Annotated in this window: 13 protein-coding genes; 6 read left to right on the top strand and 7 right to left on the bottom strand. The window is 62.5% G+C overall.

The genetic code is table 11. From position 1 onward, the window contains the following. Window positions 1-193: 193 nt before the first annotated feature. The 3 genes from trxB to CSQ92_RS01395 all read left to right on the top strand — a co-directional run bounded on the left by trxB (window position 194) and on the right by CSQ92_RS01395 (window position 2579). A complete protein-coding gene (gene trxB, locus CSQ92_RS01405) occupies window positions 194-1147 on the top strand; it encodes a thioredoxin-disulfide reductase (RefSeq protein WP_034786153.1) in 954 nt (317 codons plus the stop codon). Window positions 1148-1154: 7 nt separating this feature from the next. Beyond that, window positions 1155-1829: a Smr/MutS family protein gene (locus CSQ92_RS01400; protein WP_099393030.1), complete on the top strand. Its 675-nt coding sequence runs from the start codon at window positions 1155-1157 to the stop codon at window positions 1827-1829. Window positions 1830-1949: 120 nt separating this feature from the next. Beyond that, window positions 1950-2579 (top strand): trimeric intracellular cation channel family protein, encoded by a 630-nt coding sequence (locus CSQ92_RS01395; RefSeq protein WP_099393029.1) that lies wholly within the window; start codon window positions 1950-1952, stop codon window positions 2577-2579. A gap of 216 nt (window positions 2580-2795) precedes the next feature. Here the strand turns inward: CSQ92_RS01395 and CSQ92_RS01390 are convergent, their stop codons facing one another. Together CSQ92_RS01390 and CSQ92_RS01385 are read right to left on the bottom strand one after the other, a co-directional pair. Further along, entirely contained in the window at window positions 2796-3134 is a 339-nt protein-coding gene (locus CSQ92_RS01390) for a P-II family nitrogen regulator (protein ID WP_034758685.1), read from the bottom strand. Between the two features lie 41 nt (window positions 3135-3175). After that, window positions 3176-4792: an NAD+ synthase gene (locus CSQ92_RS01385; protein WP_099393028.1), complete on the bottom strand. Its 1617-nt coding sequence runs from the start codon at window positions 4790-4792 to the stop codon at window positions 3176-3178. Between the two features lie 91 nt (window positions 4793-4883). Here CSQ92_RS01385 and CSQ92_RS01380 point away from each other — a divergent pair, with 91 nt between their 5' ends. After that, window positions 4884-6017, top strand: coding sequence for a GNAT family N-acetyltransferase (locus CSQ92_RS01380; protein ID WP_099393027.1), 1134 nt, complete (start codon window positions 4884-4886; stop codon window positions 6015-6017). 50 nt (window positions 6018-6067) lie between these two features. Here the strand turns inward: CSQ92_RS01380 and ppa are convergent, their stop codons facing one another. Further along, complete coding sequence (gene ppa, locus CSQ92_RS01375) at window positions 6068-6610, bottom strand: inorganic diphosphatase (protein WP_034786159.1); 543 nt, start codon at window positions 6608-6610, stop codon at window positions 6068-6070. A gap of 626 nt (window positions 6611-7236) precedes the next feature. On the opposite strand from ppa, the gene CSQ92_RS01370 reads away from it, so the two are divergent. Then, window positions 7237-9663, top strand: a complete 2427-nt coding sequence (locus tag CSQ92_RS01370; RefSeq protein ID WP_257219097.1) for a membrane-bound PQQ-dependent dehydrogenase, glucose/quinate/shikimate family — start codon at window positions 7237-7239, stop codon at window positions 9661-9663. 105 nt (window positions 9664-9768) lie between these two features. Here the strand turns inward: CSQ92_RS01370 and CSQ92_RS01365 are convergent, their stop codons facing one another. Genes CSQ92_RS01365 through hemC form a run of 4 tightly spaced genes read right to left on the bottom strand, consistent with a single transcriptional unit; the run spans window position 9769 to window position 13915 of the window. Continuing rightward, window positions 9769-10965 carry a heme biosynthesis protein HemY gene (locus CSQ92_RS01365; protein ID WP_071653290.1) on the bottom strand — a complete coding sequence of 399 codons (1197 nt, stop codon included), beginning with the start codon at window positions 10963-10965 and terminating at the stop codon, window positions 9769-9771. A gap of 4 nt (window positions 10966-10969) precedes the next feature. Then, entirely contained in the window at window positions 10970-12118 is a 1149-nt protein-coding gene (locus CSQ92_RS01360) for a uroporphyrinogen-III C-methyltransferase (protein ID WP_034786161.1), read from the bottom strand. Then, window positions 12115-12897, bottom strand: a complete 783-nt coding sequence (locus CSQ92_RS01355) for a uroporphyrinogen-III synthase (RefSeq protein WP_099394545.1) — start codon at window positions 12895-12897, stop codon at window positions 12115-12117. Before CSQ92_RS01355 ends, CSQ92_RS01360 begins: the two co-directional genes overlap by 4 nt. Next, complete coding sequence (gene hemC / locus CSQ92_RS01350; protein WP_257219096.1) at window positions 12890-13915, bottom strand: hydroxymethylbilane synthase; 1026 nt, start codon at window positions 13913-13915, stop codon at window positions 12890-12892. Before hemC ends, CSQ92_RS01355 begins: the two co-directional genes overlap by 8 nt. Before the next feature lie 243 nt (window positions 13916-14158). On the opposite strand from hemC, the gene ppc reads away from it, so the two are divergent. Further along, on the top strand, window positions 14159-16999 hold the full coding sequence (ppc, locus tag CSQ92_RS01345; protein WP_099393026.1) for a phosphoenolpyruvate carboxylase: 2841 nt from the start codon (window positions 14159-14161) through the stop codon (window positions 16997-16999). Window positions 17000-17111: the final 112 nt, after the last annotated feature.

The raw sequence follows: 17111 nt of genomic DNA, 5'->3' as shown, positions 1-17111 counted from the left end.
AAATGTTTCTGAAAGGGAATTTCCCATAATAAGGAAGTATTCTAAGCCATATATGCCCCGGACGGCCCCACGATTCGTCGCTACAGGCGGCTTGGTCTATAATCGTGGATTGCTTGCACAAGCGCAATACGCCCTTGTTCTTCGCGCGTATGCCCCCAATTCGGATAGACCCCACTCATAGAGAAGCCTCATTATGACCACTACCAAACACGCCCGCGTTTTGATCCTCGGCTCCGGCCCAGCCGGCTACAGCGCCGCCGTCTACGCCGCCCGCGCCAACCTGAACCCGATGCTGGTCACCGGCGTGGAACAAGGCGGTCAATTGATGACCACCACCGACGTGGAAAACTGGCCTGGCGATCCGATGGGCGTGCAAGGTCCGGACCTGATGCAGCGCCTGTTGCAGCACGCCGAGCGTTTCAATACGGAAATCGTGTTTGACCACATCCACACCACCTTCCTGAATGAAAAACCGATCCGCCTGAAGGGCGACAGCCACGAATATACGTGCGACACGCTGATCATCGCCACAGGCGCGTCCGCGCAATACCTGGGCCTGCCATCGGAAGCGGAATTCATGGGCAAGGGCGTGTCCGCCTGCGCCACCTGCGATGGTTTCTTCTACCGCAACCAGGAAGTGGCTGTCGTCGGCGGCGGCAACACGGCCGTCGAGGAAGCGCTGTACCTGTCGAACATCGCCAATAAAGTTACGCTGATCCACCGCCGCGACAAGTTCCGCGCCGAAGCGATTTTGATCGACCGCCTGAACGCCAAGGTTGCCGAAGGCAAGATTGTGTTGAAATATAACCACACCCTGGACGAAGTGACGGGCAACGAAGGCGGCGTGACGGGCCTGAACATCAAGTCGACCATCGACGGCAAGGTTGAAGCGTTGAGCGTGCACGGCGTGTTCATCGCCATCGGCCACAAGCCGAACACGGGCATCTTCGAAGGCCAGCTGGAAATGCACAACGGCTACATCAAGACCAAGACGGGCCTGGAAGGCATGGCCACCGCCACCAGCGCGCCGGGCGTGTTTGCGGCTGGCGACGTGCAAGACCACATCTACCGCCAGGCCATCACCAGCGCCGGCACGGGTTGCATGGCAGCACTGGACGCCCAGCGCTACCTGGAAGGCCAGGAGTAAGCGGCGCATGGCGTCGATGAAAGACTTTGCCGACCTGAAAGCGGTCAGCAAGCAGCTCAAGGAGCAGGCGGATGCGCGCGCGCAGGCTGCGGCTGAGCGCGCGCAGCAGGTGAAGGTGCAGGCCGTGGAGAGCAATCTGTTCAAGGCCAGCATCGGCGGCGTCAAGCGCCTGCCCGAGTCGGACCGCTACGTGCCCAGCCTGCCCAAGGCGGGCGCCATGGCGGCCCAGCAGCCGGCGCGCAAGCTGTCGCCGGAAGAAGACGATGCGGCCGTGCTGCGCGAGTCGCTGTCGGATTTGTTCGAAGTCGACCACTACCTGGAAAACGATCCGGCCCTGAACTACGCCCGCCCCGGCGTGGGCCCGGACGTGGTCAAGAAGATGCGCAAGGGCCACTGGCCCGTGCAGGATGAGCTGGACTTGCACGGTTTGCGCCGCGACGAGGCGCGCGACGGCATCGGCGCCTTCCTGAACCAGGCGACAAGGCGCAAGCTGCGCTGCGTGCGCGTGATCCACGGCAAGGGGTTTGGCTCGAAAGGCCAGGAACCGGTCTTGAAATCGATGGTGCACAGCTGGCTCGTGCAAAAGGATGAAGTCATCGCCTTTTGCCAGGCGCGCCGCTCCGAAGGAGGCGATGGCGCACTGGTCGTATTGCTTTCTTCCGCACTGCAGCCTATCCGCTAGCCTTACAGCAAGATCACAATTCAATAACAAGTTCCGCACTGCACACGGCCCCGTTTGTCACCCTTCGGGGCCGTGTCATGTTAACCTGTGACAATTATTTCCTGCTCAAGCGCTCCACCCATGATGCCACCCCAATTGCCGCCTGGCTCGCTGATCAAGATCATTGAGGTCATCGCCATCCTGGTGGGCGCGTTTTCCGGCTTCATCGAAGCGCGCCGCAAGCGCATGGACCTGGTCGGCGTATTCGTCGTGGCCTTCATCACGGCGTTTGGCGGGGGGACTTTGCGCGACATCCTGCTCGACAAGCGGCCCCTGTTCTGGGTGTCGCACCAGGAATACGCGATTCTCATCTTCGTGCTGGCTCTGACGGCCGCGCCCCTGATCCAGCACTTGCGCCAGATCGTCTCGGAACGCCTGATCATCGTGGCCGACGCCATCGGCCTGGGCATGTTCGCCATCGCGGGCGTGGCCGAAGCAACGCGGGCCGGCATGCCGCTCTTCATCGCATCGATGATGGGGGTGATTACGGGGATTTTTGGCGGCGTGATGCGCGACATCGTCTGCAACGAAGTGCCGATGGTGTTTCGCGACGGCAAACCGTATGCCATCTGCGCGTTTTTCGGCTGCTGGGCCTACCTGCTGCAAATGCACTTCGGCGCCGAGCACGACTTCGCGCTGTGGACCAGCGCCAGCGGCATCACGATTCTGCGCCTGATATGCTGGAAATTCGACATGCGGCTGGGGCGCTGAACCCCGCCGGAGCGTAATCCAGCAATATTATTCGCAACTCATGTCGGATTACGCGCACGCGCTAATCCGACCTACGGTCTGCTGAAGAACATCTACATAGCGCCTGCCAGAAGCGTAGCGAGCGGCAGCGATTTGTGGCTAAGAAGCGCAACCGTGCTGAAGCACGGTGAGCATCGCAGGCCGCAAAGCACGACGCGCAGTAGCTTATGGCTGGTGCTAGACGGCGTCTGGGCCGGTTTCGCCGGTACGGATGCGGATCACCTGCTCCACATCGCGCACGAAGATCTTGCCATCGCCAATCTTGCCCGTGCGGGCCGCTTTGATGATGGCGTCGACCACCAGTTCCGACACGCTGTCGTCCACCACCACTTCGACTTTGACTTTCGGCAAGAAGTCGACCACGTACTCGGCGCCACGGTACAGCTCGGTATGCCCCTTCTGGCGGCCAAAGCCCTTCACTTCCGTCACGGTCAAGCCCGTCACGTTCACATCGGCCAGGGCCTCGCGTACTTCGTCGAGCTTGAATGGTTTGATGATGGCGGTAATCTGTTTCATGGCTACTCCTTAAAATTGTTGGATTGTGGACAGATGGCTGCTTATTCGTAAAACTTCGACGTGATGGGGTAACGCCAGTCGCGGCCGAAGCCACGGTGCGTGACGCGGATGCCCACCGGCGACTGGCGCCGCTTGTATTCATTGATCTTGATCAGGCGCGTGACCCGGGCCACATCGGCCGGCGGGTAGCCAGCCTCGATAATCTCGGCGATCGGCCGGTTTTCTTCCATGTACAGCTGCATGATGCCGTCGAGCACGTCATATGGCGGCAAGGAATCCTGGTCCAGCTGGTCGGCGCGCAGCTCGGCCGACGGTCCGCGCGTCAGGATGCGCTCGGGAATCACGTCCGACACGCTGTTGCGCCAGGCACACAGGCGGTACACCAGGGTCTTGGCGATATCCTTGATGACGGCAAAGCCGCCCGCCATGTCGCCATACAGGGTGCAATAACCGACGGCCATCTCGCTCTTGTTGCCGGTCGTTAGCACGATGCTGCCATGCTTGTTCGACAGGGCCATCAGCAAGGTGCCGCGGATGCGCGCCTGGATGTTTTCTTCCGTCGCGTCTTCCGCCAGTCCGGCGAACTCGTCAGCCAGGGTGGCGCGGAAAGCGTCGAAAGTTTGCTTGATCGGAATTTCATCGTAGCGCACATTGAGGCGTTTTACCATGTCGCGCGAATCGATCCACGAGATATCGGCCGTAAATTGCGACGGCATCATGACGGCGCGCACCTTGTCGGCGCCCAGCGCATCGACGGCGATGGCCAGGGTCAGGGCGGAATCGACGCCGCCCGACATGCCGATCAGCACGCCCGGGAAGCCGTTCTTGCCGATATAGTCGCGCACGCCCAGCACCAGCGCCTGGTACACCTGCGCCTCGGTGGTCAATGGCGCGGCCAGCGCCTGCGGCACGGGCGTGGCGCCGTCGAAGTCGACGACCTGCAAGTCTTCCTCGAAATGGCGCAGCTGGGCGCGGATCGTGCCGGCCGCATCCATGACAAACGAGTCGCCGTCGAAAATCAGCTCATCCTGGCCACCGACCAGGTTGGCGTACACGAGGGCCATGCCTTGCGCGCTGACGTTCCTGCGCATGGTTTCATAGCGCAGATGCTGCTTGTTCATGTGGTAGGGCGAACCGTTCGGCACCAGCAGCACTTGCGCGCCGGCAGCGCGGGCGCGCATCGGTGCATGCTCGAACCACGTGTCTTCGCAGATATTAATGCCGAAACGAACGCCCTTCACGCCAAACACGAAAGCCTGGTCGGACGACGTAAAGTAACGTTTTTCATCGAACACGGTCGTATTCGGCAAATCGTGCTTGCGGTAGGTGCCCAGCACTTCGCCATTCAGCAACACGGAGGCGGCATTGTGGCGCACGCCCTTCTCGTCTTGCAGGGGCAAGCCCACCACCACGTGCAAATCCTTGAACTGGGCCAGGTCGGCAGCCAGTCCCGCAAACGCTTCCTGCGTTTTTGCGTAGAATGCATTGCGCAGCAACAGGTCCTCGGGTGGATAGCCGACCAGCGACAGTTCCGGCGTGAGCACGATATCGGCGCCCGCCTCAAAGGCGCGGCGGGAAAGATCGAAGATCTTGGCACGGTTGCCGGCCAGATCGCCGACCGTACTATTCATTTGAGCAATTGCGACTTTGACTGTCATGATGATGATGGATATTTTCGTTCTATTAAACAAGACAGGGGCGCGCGGGCCGATGGCGGCGCCCCGAGAGTGATGAATGCACACTACAACAATGAATTATCGCACGGCTATCGTCACTACCCTGGCTGAAATTGGCGAAGCAGCCTGGTCTGAACTGCTGGCAAGCCAGGCGGACGCCACTCCCTTCCTTTCCTACGCCTTTTTGCACGCGCTGCACGAGTCCGGCTGCGCCAGCGCGAACACGGGCTGGCAGCCGAATTACCTGGTGCTGTGGCAAGGCGATGTGCTGGCCGCCGCCCTGCCCCTGTACCTGAAAATGCACTCGTATGGCGAGTACGTGTTCGACTGGGCCTGGGCCGAGGCCTATCAGCAACATGGTCTCGAATATTACCCGAAACTGTTGTCCGCCATTCCGTTTACGCCCGTGAGCGGCACGCGCTTGCTGGCCCGCGATGGCGAGGCGCGCGCGGCCCTGCTGGCCTTCCTGCAAGCGCAGCAGCAAGCCAGCGAGGTGTCGTCCTGCCATATCCTGTTCCCGCCAGAAAGCGAAGCGCGCCAGCTGGCGCAAGCTGGCTATCTGATGCGTAGTGGCGTGCAGTTTCACTGGCTCAATCCCGGCTACACGGATTTCGAGCAATTCCTCGCCACGCTGGAACACAAGAAGCGCAAGAATATCCGCGCCGAGCGGCGCAAGGTGCGGGAAGCGGGCGTCACCATGCGCCAGGTGCGGGGTGTGGATGCTGTTGAGGCCGACTGGAAGCTGTTCCACCGCTGCTACAGTAATACCTATGCGGAACACCGCTCGTCGCCTTATCTGAGCCTGGACTTCTTCCGGCGCATAGGCGCCAGCATGCCGCAGAACATTCTATTGGTCATCGCCGAGCGCGAAGGCCGGGCCATTGCCGCCTCGCTGGTGATCCACACGGCCGACACCCTGTACGGCCGCTACTGGGGCGCGCTCGAGCACGTGCCCTGCCTGCATTTCGAGACGGCGTATTACCAGCCGCTGGAGTTTTGCATCGCCAACGGCATCGCCACCTTCGAAGGGGGCGCCCAGGGCGAGCACAAGATGGCGCGCGGCTTCCTGCCGCAAAAGACCTGGTCCGCCCACTGGCTGGCGCACCCGGCCTTTGCGGACGCCGTACAGCGCTTCCTCGAGCGCGAACGGGGCGGCATCGACGCCTACCTCGATGAATTGAACGAGCACAGTCCGTTTCGCGCATAAAAAAACGCTCCCGGCCATGACTGGCGGGGAGCGTTTTTTACTGGGTATTCTTAGGCTTTGGCGGCGTCAGTCTTGAAAGCGGCAACGCCGTTCAGGATTTCTTCCTTGGCCACTTCAGGACCATACCAGCCGTCGATCTTGACCCATTTGCCTTTTTCCAGATCTTTGTAGTGCTCAAAGAAATGCTGGATCTGGCGCAAGCGCAGTTCGTTCAAGTCTTCCGGCTTTTGCCAGTGGCTGTAGATCGACAGGACCTTGTCGACTGGCACGGCCAGCACTTTAGCGTCTTCGCCCGACTCGTCGGTCATTTTCAGCACGCCGATAGGACGGCAGCGCACGACCACGCCCGGAATCAGCGGGAACGGGGTGATGACCAGCACGTCAACCGGGTCGCCGTCCGGCGACAGCGTGTTCGGCACATAGCCGTAGTTGCACGGGTAATGCATGGCGGTACCCATGAAGCGATCGACGAAAATCGCGCCGCTTTCCTTGTCGACTTCGTACTTGATCGGATCGGCGTTCATCGGGATTTCGATGACGACGTTGAAATCGTTCGGCAGGTCGCGGCCGGAAGAGACGTTATTCAAACTCATGGGGTTCCTCATTAGCGGATGGTGTTTTAACCGCGTAATTATAGCGAAGTACAGGCACCTTGTGCGATGCAGCAGCAGCCCGCCGGCGTTTTGCGCGTCCCGCCAGCAACAGTGGCGTGCATGGCCCGCCGGCGCGCGCAGCCGGCCATCGAGAGAATGAAAAAACCATCGGCAATAATAAGTACAAACACCTAAGCAATACTACCGACGCCTTGAATTAATGCCGATGGAATATCCGCGCATTTTCATTTGAATATCGCCACACACCAGGCATGGTTATTATAATCCGCATTGCATTTTTTGCAGCCACTTATAACAACAGTTTTATTTTCATTCATTCCGCGGCACCCCTGCATTATTGCGCGACCACCCCGCCCTCTCCCCTCCAGTCGGCCTTCCAGCCCCGCAAAACCGTTATCCAGCATAATATTTGTTCTTATTTGAAGTGTTTATTTGATTCAAACAAGAGCCCCGCCAAAAAATGGCACGACCGGAAGACAATCATCAATTCTGATAAACTGTCACATTCTGGTGATTCCAAACTTTGTATATTCTGCAATCGACGCCTTCCCTGAAATCAATATGGCGCAGCAACGCGCCACCGATAAATCCTTGCAAAAAGGAATATGATGATTCCCTCTTTCCGGCCCGGTCCTTTATTAAAGGTCACCGGCGTTATTTTCATTCTGTTTGGCCTCGCCCTGCTGGGCGGCGGCATCTGGCTGGCCACGCTTGGCGGCTCCTGGTACTACTTGCTGGCCGGTATAGGCATGCTGGTCGCGGGCGTGCTCGTCTTCAAAGGCAAGCGCAGCGCGCAACCGTTCATGGCGCTGCTGCTGACCGCCACCCTCATCTGGTCCGTCATTGAAGTGAAATTCGACTGGTGGCAATTGCTGCCGCGCCTCGATATCTGGTTTGCCGCCGCCGCCTGGCTGCTGCTGCCCTTCGTCAGCCGCCGCCTGGCGCCACCCGCCGCAGCAAAACAGCCACAGGCGGGCAGGACGGCCCTCTCCGCCGCCGTGGCCCTGACCGTCATCGCCGGCGTCATCGCCCTGTTCCAGGATTACCATGACCTGCATGGCGACGTGCCGGCCGAAAACATGGCCGCCACCGCCAGCGGCGATCTGTCGCCCGGCGTCGAGTACAACGACTGGTCCGCGTATGGCCGCTCCGGCTATGGCGACCGCTACGCACCCGCCGCGCAGATCACGCCGGCGAATATTTCCGGCTTGAAAGAGGCCTGGACCTACCACACGGGCGACTTCAAGGGACCGAACGACCCGGGCGAGATCGCCAACGAAGTCACGCCCCTGAAGGTCAATGACATGCTGTACCTGTGCACGCCGCACAATATCGTCATCGCCCTGAACCCGGACACGGGCAAGGAAATCTGGCGCCACGATCCGAAGATCAACCGCGACGCGGCCAGCTACCAGCACATGATCTGCCGTGGCGTGGCGTACTGGGACGTCAACGCGGGCCGCGCGAAGAACAATCCCGCCCCTGAAGCTGCCGGCATGGAATGCCCGCGCCGCGTCCTGGCGCCGACCATGGACGGCACCATGATCGCCGTCAATGCCGATACGGGCGAGTCGTGCAAGAGCTTTGGCAACAACGGCGTCGTTAACCTGTATAAAAACATGGCCATGATCAAGCGCGGTTTCCTGATGCCAACGTCGCCACCGGCCGTCTCGCAGAAAATGGCCGTGATCGCTGCCAGCGTGACGGACAACCATTCGACGGAAGAGCCATCGGGCGTGATCCGCGGCTACGATCCCGTTACCGGCAAGCTGATGTGGAACTGGGACCCGGCCACGCCGGAAGATACGGCGCCCTTCCCTGAAGGCAAGAACTACACCAACAACTCGCCCAATTCGTGGGGCGTGGCCAGCATCGATGAAAAGCTGGGCATGGTCTATATTCCAATGGGCAATGAAACCCCCGACACCTGGGGCGGCAACCGCAACAAGAATGGCGAGAAATTCAACAGCGCCATCGTCGCGCTGGACCTGGCGACGGGTAAGGTACGCTGGGTGTACCAGACCGTCCACCACGATATCTGGGACATGGATATCGGCGGCCAACCGTCGCTGGTCGACATCGACACGCCCAAAGGCAAAGTGCCATCCGTCGTGGCCACGACAAAACGGGGCGACATCTATGTGATCGACCGCCGCGACGGCAGCCTGGTCGTGCCGGCGCCGGAAAAACCCGTGCCAACGAGCAATCCAGCCGCTGGCGACACCCTGTCGCCCACGCAGCCGTTCTCGGCCCTGACCTTCTTGCCTGAGCGCAATATCAGCGAAGCGGACATGTGGGGCACGACGCCGTTCGACCAGCTCGCTTGCCGCATCATCTTCAAGGAACGCCGCTATGAAGGCCCGTTCACGCCGCAAACGGCCGGCAAGGGCGCCGTCATCTCGCCGGGCCCGCTCGGTATCTTCGAATGGGGTGGCGCGGCCATCGACCCCGTGCGCCAGTTGTTGATCGTCAACCCTGACTACATGGGCTTCCTGGAAAAACTCGTGCCGCGCGCGGAAACGACCGCCAAGGGCGGCACGGGCGGCGAAATGGGCTTGCAGCCGCAGACGGGCGTCCCGTTCGCCGTGGAAATCAAGGCATTCCTGTCGCCGCTGGGCTTCCCATGCCAGGCACCGCCATGGGGCTATGTGGCCGCCGTCGACCTGCGCACCATGAAAAAAGTGTGGATGCACAAGAACGGCACCACGCGCGACAGCGGCCCCGTGCCGATTCCACTGCCACTGGGCGTGCCCAGCCTGGGCGGCATGGTCACCACCGGTGGCGGCGTGACCTTCCTCAGCAGCACGCTCGACTACTACATCCGCGGCTACGACGTCAGCAACGGTAAAGTAATCTGGAAAGCCCGCCTGCCGGCCGGCGGCCAGGCTACGCCGATGAGCTACGTGTCGAACAAGTCGGGACGCCAGTTCGTCGTCGTCATGGCCGGCGGCCACGGTTCGCTGGGCACGAAGATGAGCGACACCCTGGTCGCATATGCCTTGCCGGAAGGCACTGCGGTACCGAAGAAGTAAGTTAGTCAGGTAGCAGCGCACTCCGCCATGGGGTGCGCACAAAGAAAAAGCCGTTCAGTCTGCACTGAACGGCTTTTTTACGTCCGAGGAAATGATCTACTAGGCTTACAGGATGGTCGCCAGTGCGCACTGCCGGTAATGCGCTGCAGCCTGCTCCGTCTGCTGCAAGGCGTCGTGCATCTGCGCCAGCTTCAGGTGGGCGTCGCGCACCATCTGCGGCTCATTCGCGTCGGACAAGGCCTGCTCCAGGTGGCGCTGGGCCTTGCCCCACAGTTTTTGCTTGAGGCACAGGGTGCCCAGGGTCAGCGCCAGTTCCGCATCCAGCGGACGCTGTTTCATCCATTGCTCGCAATGCTCGATCTGCAGCAGCAGGGCCGGCGTGCCGCTCGGCGCCGCCGCTTCGCGGTAGGCGCGCACGACGCGCTCGTCCCAGTCGGCGGCCAGCGACTCTTCGCACACGAGGCGCGCTTCGTCATGCAGGCCGCGCGCATTCAGGGCCGTGGCGGCGCGGCAGGCGATATACGGCTTGACCCGGTCCGCGCTCGGCACGGTGGACCACACGCGCATCAGCGATTCGGCGTCATGCGACGGATCGGACAGCAAATGGTCGTAAGCCAGTTCGCGCAGGCGCGACGACAGGGCCGGATGCAGGGCGCGGTGCTTGTCGAGCGAGCGCACGAGGCGCAGCACTTCCGGCCAGTTCTTCGCCTGCTGCTCGGCTTTCAGCGACCATTGCAGCGCGTGGATATGGCGCGTGCCGCTGGCATTGAGTTCGCGCACGGCGGCCAGGGCCGCTTCCGGCTGGTGGTCGTCGACCAGCAATTCCGTCACCGTCATCAGCCGCGCCGTCTTCAGGCTGGCATCGCCTTCGACGCGCGACAGCCAGCTGTCGCGGCGTTCGGACTGGCGCATGCGGTGCGCGGCGCGCGCGCCGATCAGCGCGGCCAGGCCGGCGTTTTCTTCCAGCTCGGCGGCGCGCAAGGCAGCCTTCTCGGCATGGCCGAAACGGCCTTCGAACAGGGCTTTCAAGGCTTCGCGCAAGCCCTTGTTGCCGTCGCGCTCACGCTTGCGCTGGCGGTAGGCCGCCACTTGCGCCGGCATGCGCACGGTGGCGCGCACGGCGCGCACCAGCAGGTACAGCAGCACGAACAGCACGACCTGCAGCAGCAGGAAGAAGTTCAGCGACAAGTCGATGCGGTACGGCGGATAGAACAGCACCACGTTGCCGGGATTGAAACGGGCCGTCACGGCGATACCGATCGCCGCGGCCATCAGGGCGAGTAACCAGAGAAATAGACGCATGGGCTCAGGACTTCGCTTTGTAGTTGCGCACAGCCGTCAAGCTGTCGGACAAGGTTGGCATCTCGATGGCCAGGTTGCTGCCCTGCACCTGGCGCAGCAGGGCTTGCGCCGTCTGCGTGCTCTTGGCGCGGGTGTCGAAATACTTGGCCAGCGCATCCTGCGCCGCGATCAAGTCGTTGCGGAAGGCCGTTTCATTGCGCGACAACAAAGCCATGCGGGCATTGAGCAGGCGCAGCTTGACGTTTTCACGCAAGAAATACGATTGCGTCGGCGACAGCATCAGCGCTTCCGGTGTATCGACGCGGCGGATGCGGATCAATTGACGCACGTCGGCCCACATGTCGCCGCTCCAGGTATTCCAGCCGTCGCGCACTTTTTGCAGCAGCGGTTCCGGCGCAGGCGGTCCCATCAGCTTGCCGCTCGCATCGCGCACAGGCTTGGCCTTGCCCGGTTTTTCCGGCGCGGCCGGCAAGGCCGGCGTTTCGTCGGACAGCATCGGCAGGGAGTCGACCTGGGCGATCACGGCATCGAGGCGCAGGGCCACGCCCGTCGAATCGACGCTGGGCAAGGCCTTGAGTTTTTCCATGTCGCGCCCGATGGCGCGGCGGATGGTGATGAATTGCGGCTTGTCGGAACGCGACAGGCTGCGGTCCGCGTTTTGCAGGGCGATCAGCGCGCCGGGCACGTTGCCGGCCAGCTGCAGCTGCTGGCTGGCCGTCGACAGCACTTGCTCGATTTCCGTCAGCGCCCACTCATCGCGGTTCTTCGACAAGTCGTTGTACAGTTGTTCCAGGGCCAGCTGCTGGCTTTGCGTTTCGCTTTGGCGGTTTTCCAGCGCGCCCACCTTGATTTCCAGCTCTTTCGTGCCTTCTTGCACGTTGCGCGCCAGCACGCCCGTTTCGGCGTTGCTGACATCGCCCTTTTGCAGGCGCTTGGCCACTTCTTCGCGCAGGTTGCGGATCTGCTTGCTGGTCGACCAGCTTTGCGCAGCCAGCAGCACGGCCAGTACGATGACGGCGATGCTCATGGGCTTTTGCAGCTGTTCGAGCAGGGTCGGCGCGCGGCCGGCAGGTTGGTCGGCCGCCTGCGGCGCCGTCTTCACGGCGCTGCCAGGCGTTGCATTCGGTTCGGAGAGTGTAGGCATTTCGTTCATGGTCGTGATTGTAACGCGGCGAGCACTCCTGCGTCGCCTGATCCTGTCAAGGTGACACGGGCAAAACCCAGGGCCGCCGCCGTTTGTGCAATGCGGGCGTGCGGCACGATCAGATGCTGCTGTTGCATTTTCACAACAACTGTCTTTTCAGCATCCATTTCGCCCAGCAGCGCCAGCAGACCGCGCAGCGCTTCCGAGCTGGTGATGATCCAGTCATTATTATGCTGCAACAGATTTTCCAGGGTCGCCCGCAAGGCCGGCGTCAGCCTTGGCACTTTGCGGCGGTAGGCCGTGACGAACTCGACTGCGGCGCCCGCGGCGCGCAAGCCGTCGGCCAGATAATCGCGTCCGCCATCGCCGCGCACGATCAGCACGCGCTTGCCGCGCAGGGCCGGCAAGTCCAGCGCCAGCAACAGATGTTCGGAATCGCTGCGCGCCGTATCGAGCGGACTCGTGATGGTCGCGTTGGCGTCCGTCACCCCATGCGCGCCCAATGCCATCCTGCTGCCCTCGCCCACCACGGCCAGCGGCAGGCCGGGCGGCCAGGCGGGCAAGTGCGCAAAAACGCAGTCGATGGCGTTGGGCGAGACGAACGCCACCAGGTCATATTCGGCCAGGCGCGCCAGCACGGCTTGCAGCTGCGCGCATTCCTCTGCGCCGTCAAGCGCATGGATTTCCAACAGCGGCAGCAGTTGCACGGGCAAGCCTAGCGCCGCGATTTTGGCGGCCAGCGGCCCCGCTTGCGCCGCGGGCCGCGTGATCACCACGGTGTCAGGCATGCGGCGCCAGGCCTTCATGGTTGTCGGGTGTGACGGCGCACGAGGCGAGGATGCCGGCGGCATCTTGCCCGCGCAGCAGTTCGGCCACCTGCTCGCCCAGCTGTTCCGGCGCACCGGCCGGGCCACTGACGTCGGCGCTGGCCATGCGCGCGCCGTCCGGCGTGGCGACCATGGCGCGCAAGCGCATGTTGCCACCGTCGACTGTCGCGAACGCGGCCAGCGGAATCTGGCAGCTGCCGCCGAAGATCTTCGACACCTTGCGCTCGGCCGTGACGGCTTGCGCCGTATCGGTGTGGTTCAGCGGCGCCAGCAGGCGCACCAGGTCGGCGCCGTCGGCGCGCCCGCTGCGGATTTCGATCGCCATGGCACCCTGGCCGGCGGCCGGCAGGCTGTCTTCCGGCGCCAGCACGGCGCGGATGCGCGACGCCAGGCCCAGGCGTTTCAAGCCGGCGGCGGCCAGGATGATGGCCGCGTAGTCGCCACGGTCCAGCTTGCCCAAACGCGTATCGAGGTTGCCGCGCAGCGGTAAAATCGTCAGGTGCGGATAGCGCGCGGCGATCAGCGACTGGCGGCGCAGGCTGCTGGTGCCGACGACGGCGCCATGCGGCAGCTCGGCCAGGCTGGCGTAGTCGTTCGAGACGAACGCATCGCGCGGGTCTTCGCGCTCGAGGATGGCAGCCAGGGCAAAGCCTTCCGGCAACTCCATCGGCACGTCTTTCAGCGAATGCACGGCCAGGTCGGCGCGGCCTTCTTCCATCGCCACTTCCAGCTCCTTGACGAACAGGCCCTTGCCGCCTACCTTGGACAGGGCGCGGTCCAGAATCTGGTCGCCGCGTGTGGTCATGCCGAGAATTTCAACGCTACACTGCGGATACAGGGCGGCGAGGCGGGCGCGCACGTGTTCAGCTTGCCACATGGCAAGACGGCTCTCACGCGTGGCGATCACCAGGCGGGCGGGAATCTTCGACGTCAATTCGTTCACGGGCAATTCATTCGGGGTCAATTCGGATGCTTTCAAAACAAGTTCTTTCGCTGTGGCTGTCGTTGTCATTATCGTTGCCATTTGGCCCGTCCGATATCAATTTGTATCGAAAAGGCGCCTGGCGTCGCTATAATCGTTATCCCTTGGCCTAGAAGGCCAAGTCAGGCTAGCGTCCATGTTGAAGACCACAAATTTTATCATGCGCCCCCTCCCCTCTGCGGCCAAACGCCCGGTGCGATCCACATTCCCTTGCTTTTACACTTACTTTGGTTCTTTATTATGCTCAATGACGCAGTAGCACCAGAAATAGTTCCAGCGGCCGGCTCCGACAAGGACGCGCCACTGAAAGAAGACATCCGCCTGCTGGGCCGCCTGCTGGGCGACGTGCTGCGCGAACAGGAAGGCGACGCCGTCTTCAATGTGGTGGAAACCATACGCCAGACGTCCGTGCGCTTTCGCCGCGAAGCGGACGCGGGCGCCGCGCTGGAGCTCGACGCCATGCTCAAGGAACTGAGCCGCGAACAGACGATTTCCGTCGTGCGTGCCTTTTCCTACTTTTCGCACCTGGCCAACATTGCGGAAGACCAGCACCACATCCGCCGCCGCCGCGCCCATTTGCTGGCCGGCTCGCCGGCGCAAAAGGGCAGCGTCAGCTTCGCGCTGAAAAAACTGCGCGCCGCCGGCGTGCCGCGCAAGACCGTCGACACCTTCTTCCAGGACGCCCTGATCGCCCCCGTGCTGACGGCCCACCCGACGGAAGTGCAGCGCAAGAGCATCCTCGACGCCGAGCACGACATCGCCCGCCTGCTGGCCGAGCGCGACCTGCCGCAGACGCCGAAAGAGCGGCACGCCAACATGCAGCTGCTGCGCTCGCGCGTGGCCACCCTGTGGCAGACGCGCATGCTGCGCTATTCGAAGCTGACGGTGGCCGACGAAATCGAAAACGCCCTGTCCTACTACCGCATCACCTTCCTGCGCGAACTGCCGGGCCTGTATGACGATATCGAGGACGACATCGCCGCCGAGTACCCGAACGGCAATGGCACCATAGAACCGATCAATGCCGCCTACGTGCAGATGGGCAGCTGGATCGGCGGCGACCGCGACGGCAATCCGAACGTCAACGCGGGCACCATGCAGCACGCGCTGGCGCGCCACGCCACCACCATCCTCGACTTTTACCTCGACGAAGTGCACGCGCTGGGCGCGGAATTGTCCGTCTCGACCCTGATGGTGGGCGTGAGCGGCGAACTGCAGGCGCTGGCCGACCAGTCTCCGGACGCCTCGCCGCACCGCAGCGACGAACCGTACCGCCGCGCCCTGATCGGCATCTATGCGCGCCTGGCCGCCACGGCCCGCGCCCTGGGCGCCACCAACATCCTGCGCAAGGAAGTGGGCGCCGCAGCCGCATACCCTGACGCGGCCGCCTTTGTGGCCGACTTGCGCACCATCGTCGCCTCGCTCGAATCGCACCACGGCGCCGCGCTCGTGCGCCCGCGCCTGGCCACCCTGGCGCGCGCGGCCGACATCTTCGGTTTCCACCTGGCCTCGCTCGACATGCGCCAGACCTCGGACGTGCACGAACGCGTACTGGCCGACCTGTTCGCGAAAAGCGGCGTGGCCGCCGACTACACGGCCCTGTCCGAAGAAGATAAGCAAGCGCTGCTGCTGAACGAACTGGCCCAGCCGCGTTTGCTGTACTCGCCCTACATCAGCTACGCCACGGAAACGGATTCCGAGCTGGCGATTCTGCGCGCGGCGCGCGACATCCGCCAGCGCTACGGCGCGCGAGCCATCCGCAACTACATCATCTCGCACACGGAAACCGTGTCCGACTTGCTGGAAGTATTGCTGCTGCAAAAGGAAACCGGCTTGCTGCGTACCGACTGGCAAACTGGCGACAGCAGCTGCGAGCTGATGGTCATCCCCCTGTTCGAAACGATACCCGACCTGCAGCGCGCGGCCGGCATCATGAGCCAGGTCATGGCCTTGCCCTTGGTCAAGCAATTGATCGCCAAGCAGGGCCAGTTGCAGGAAGTCATGCTCGGCTATTCCGATTCGAACAAGGATGGCGGTTTCCTTACCTCCAACTGGGAACTGTACAAGGCGGAACTGGCGCTGGTGTCCGATTTTCAAAAGGCTGGCGTCAAGCTGCGCCTGTTCCATGGCCGCGGCGGCACGGTGGGCCGTGGCGGCGGCCCCAGCTACGAAGCCATCCTGGCCCAGCCGCCGGGCACCGTCAACGGCCAGATCCGCCTGACGGAGCAAGGCGAGATCATCGCCTCGAAATTCTCCAATGCGGAAATCGGCCGGCGCAACCTGGAATTGCTGGTCGCCGCAACCCTGGAAGCGAGCCTGGCGCCGCAGGAAGCCAATCCGGCCCGCAACAGCCAGCTGGCGCAGTTCGAAGCCGTGATGGCGGAACTGTCGGACCTCGCCTACCACGCCTACCGCCACCTCGTGTATGAAACGCCGGGTTTTACGGAGTATTTCTTCTCGGCTACGCCGATTGCGGAAATTGCCGAACTGAACCTCGGTTCGCGCCCCGCCTCGCGCAAGGCCAACCAGCGTATCGAAGACTTGCGCGCCATTCCCTGGGGCTTTTCCTGGGGCCAGTGCCGCTTGCTGCTGCCGGGCTGGTTCGGCTTTGGCAGCGCCATCGAAGCCTGGATCAGGCAGGCCGACGGCGCCGCGCAGGATGAAAGAATCGCCACCCTGCGCGCCATGCATGCCGAATGGCCATTTTTTGCCACCCTGCTGTCGAACATGGACATGGTGCTGGCCAAGACGGACCTGGCGATTGCCTCGCGCTATGCGGAACTGGTGGCGGACCTGGACTTGCGCGAACGCATCTACAAGCGCATCACGGACGAGCATGGCAACACCTTGCGCTGCCTGGAGCTGATCACCGGCAATACCGAGCGCCTGGCGGGCAATCCGCTGCTAGCCCGCTCGATCCAGAACCGCTTCGCCTATCTCGATCCGCTGAACCACTTGCAGGTGGAATTGATCAAGCGCAACCGCGTCCTGTCGGCGGAAAGCCGGATCGATGAAAGGGTGCACCGCGGCATCCAGCTGTCGATCAATGGCGTGGCGGCCGGCCTGCGCAATACGGGCTGATAGCGTCACATTGCCATCGGCAGGCAGGGGCCGGCACCGCAAGGGCCGGCCCTTTTGCTTGCTCAATGGAAAAATATTCTCAATAAAACAACATTTGGTATTACACTAGCGT

Origin of the sequence: Janthinobacterium sp. BJB446, from assembly GCF_002735655.1 — a bacterium.
Taxonomy (GTDB): Bacteria; Pseudomonadota; Gammaproteobacteria; order Burkholderiales; family Burkholderiaceae_D; genus Janthinobacterium; species Janthinobacterium lividum.
This window is presented reverse-complemented; position numbering and strand designations above follow the sequence as displayed.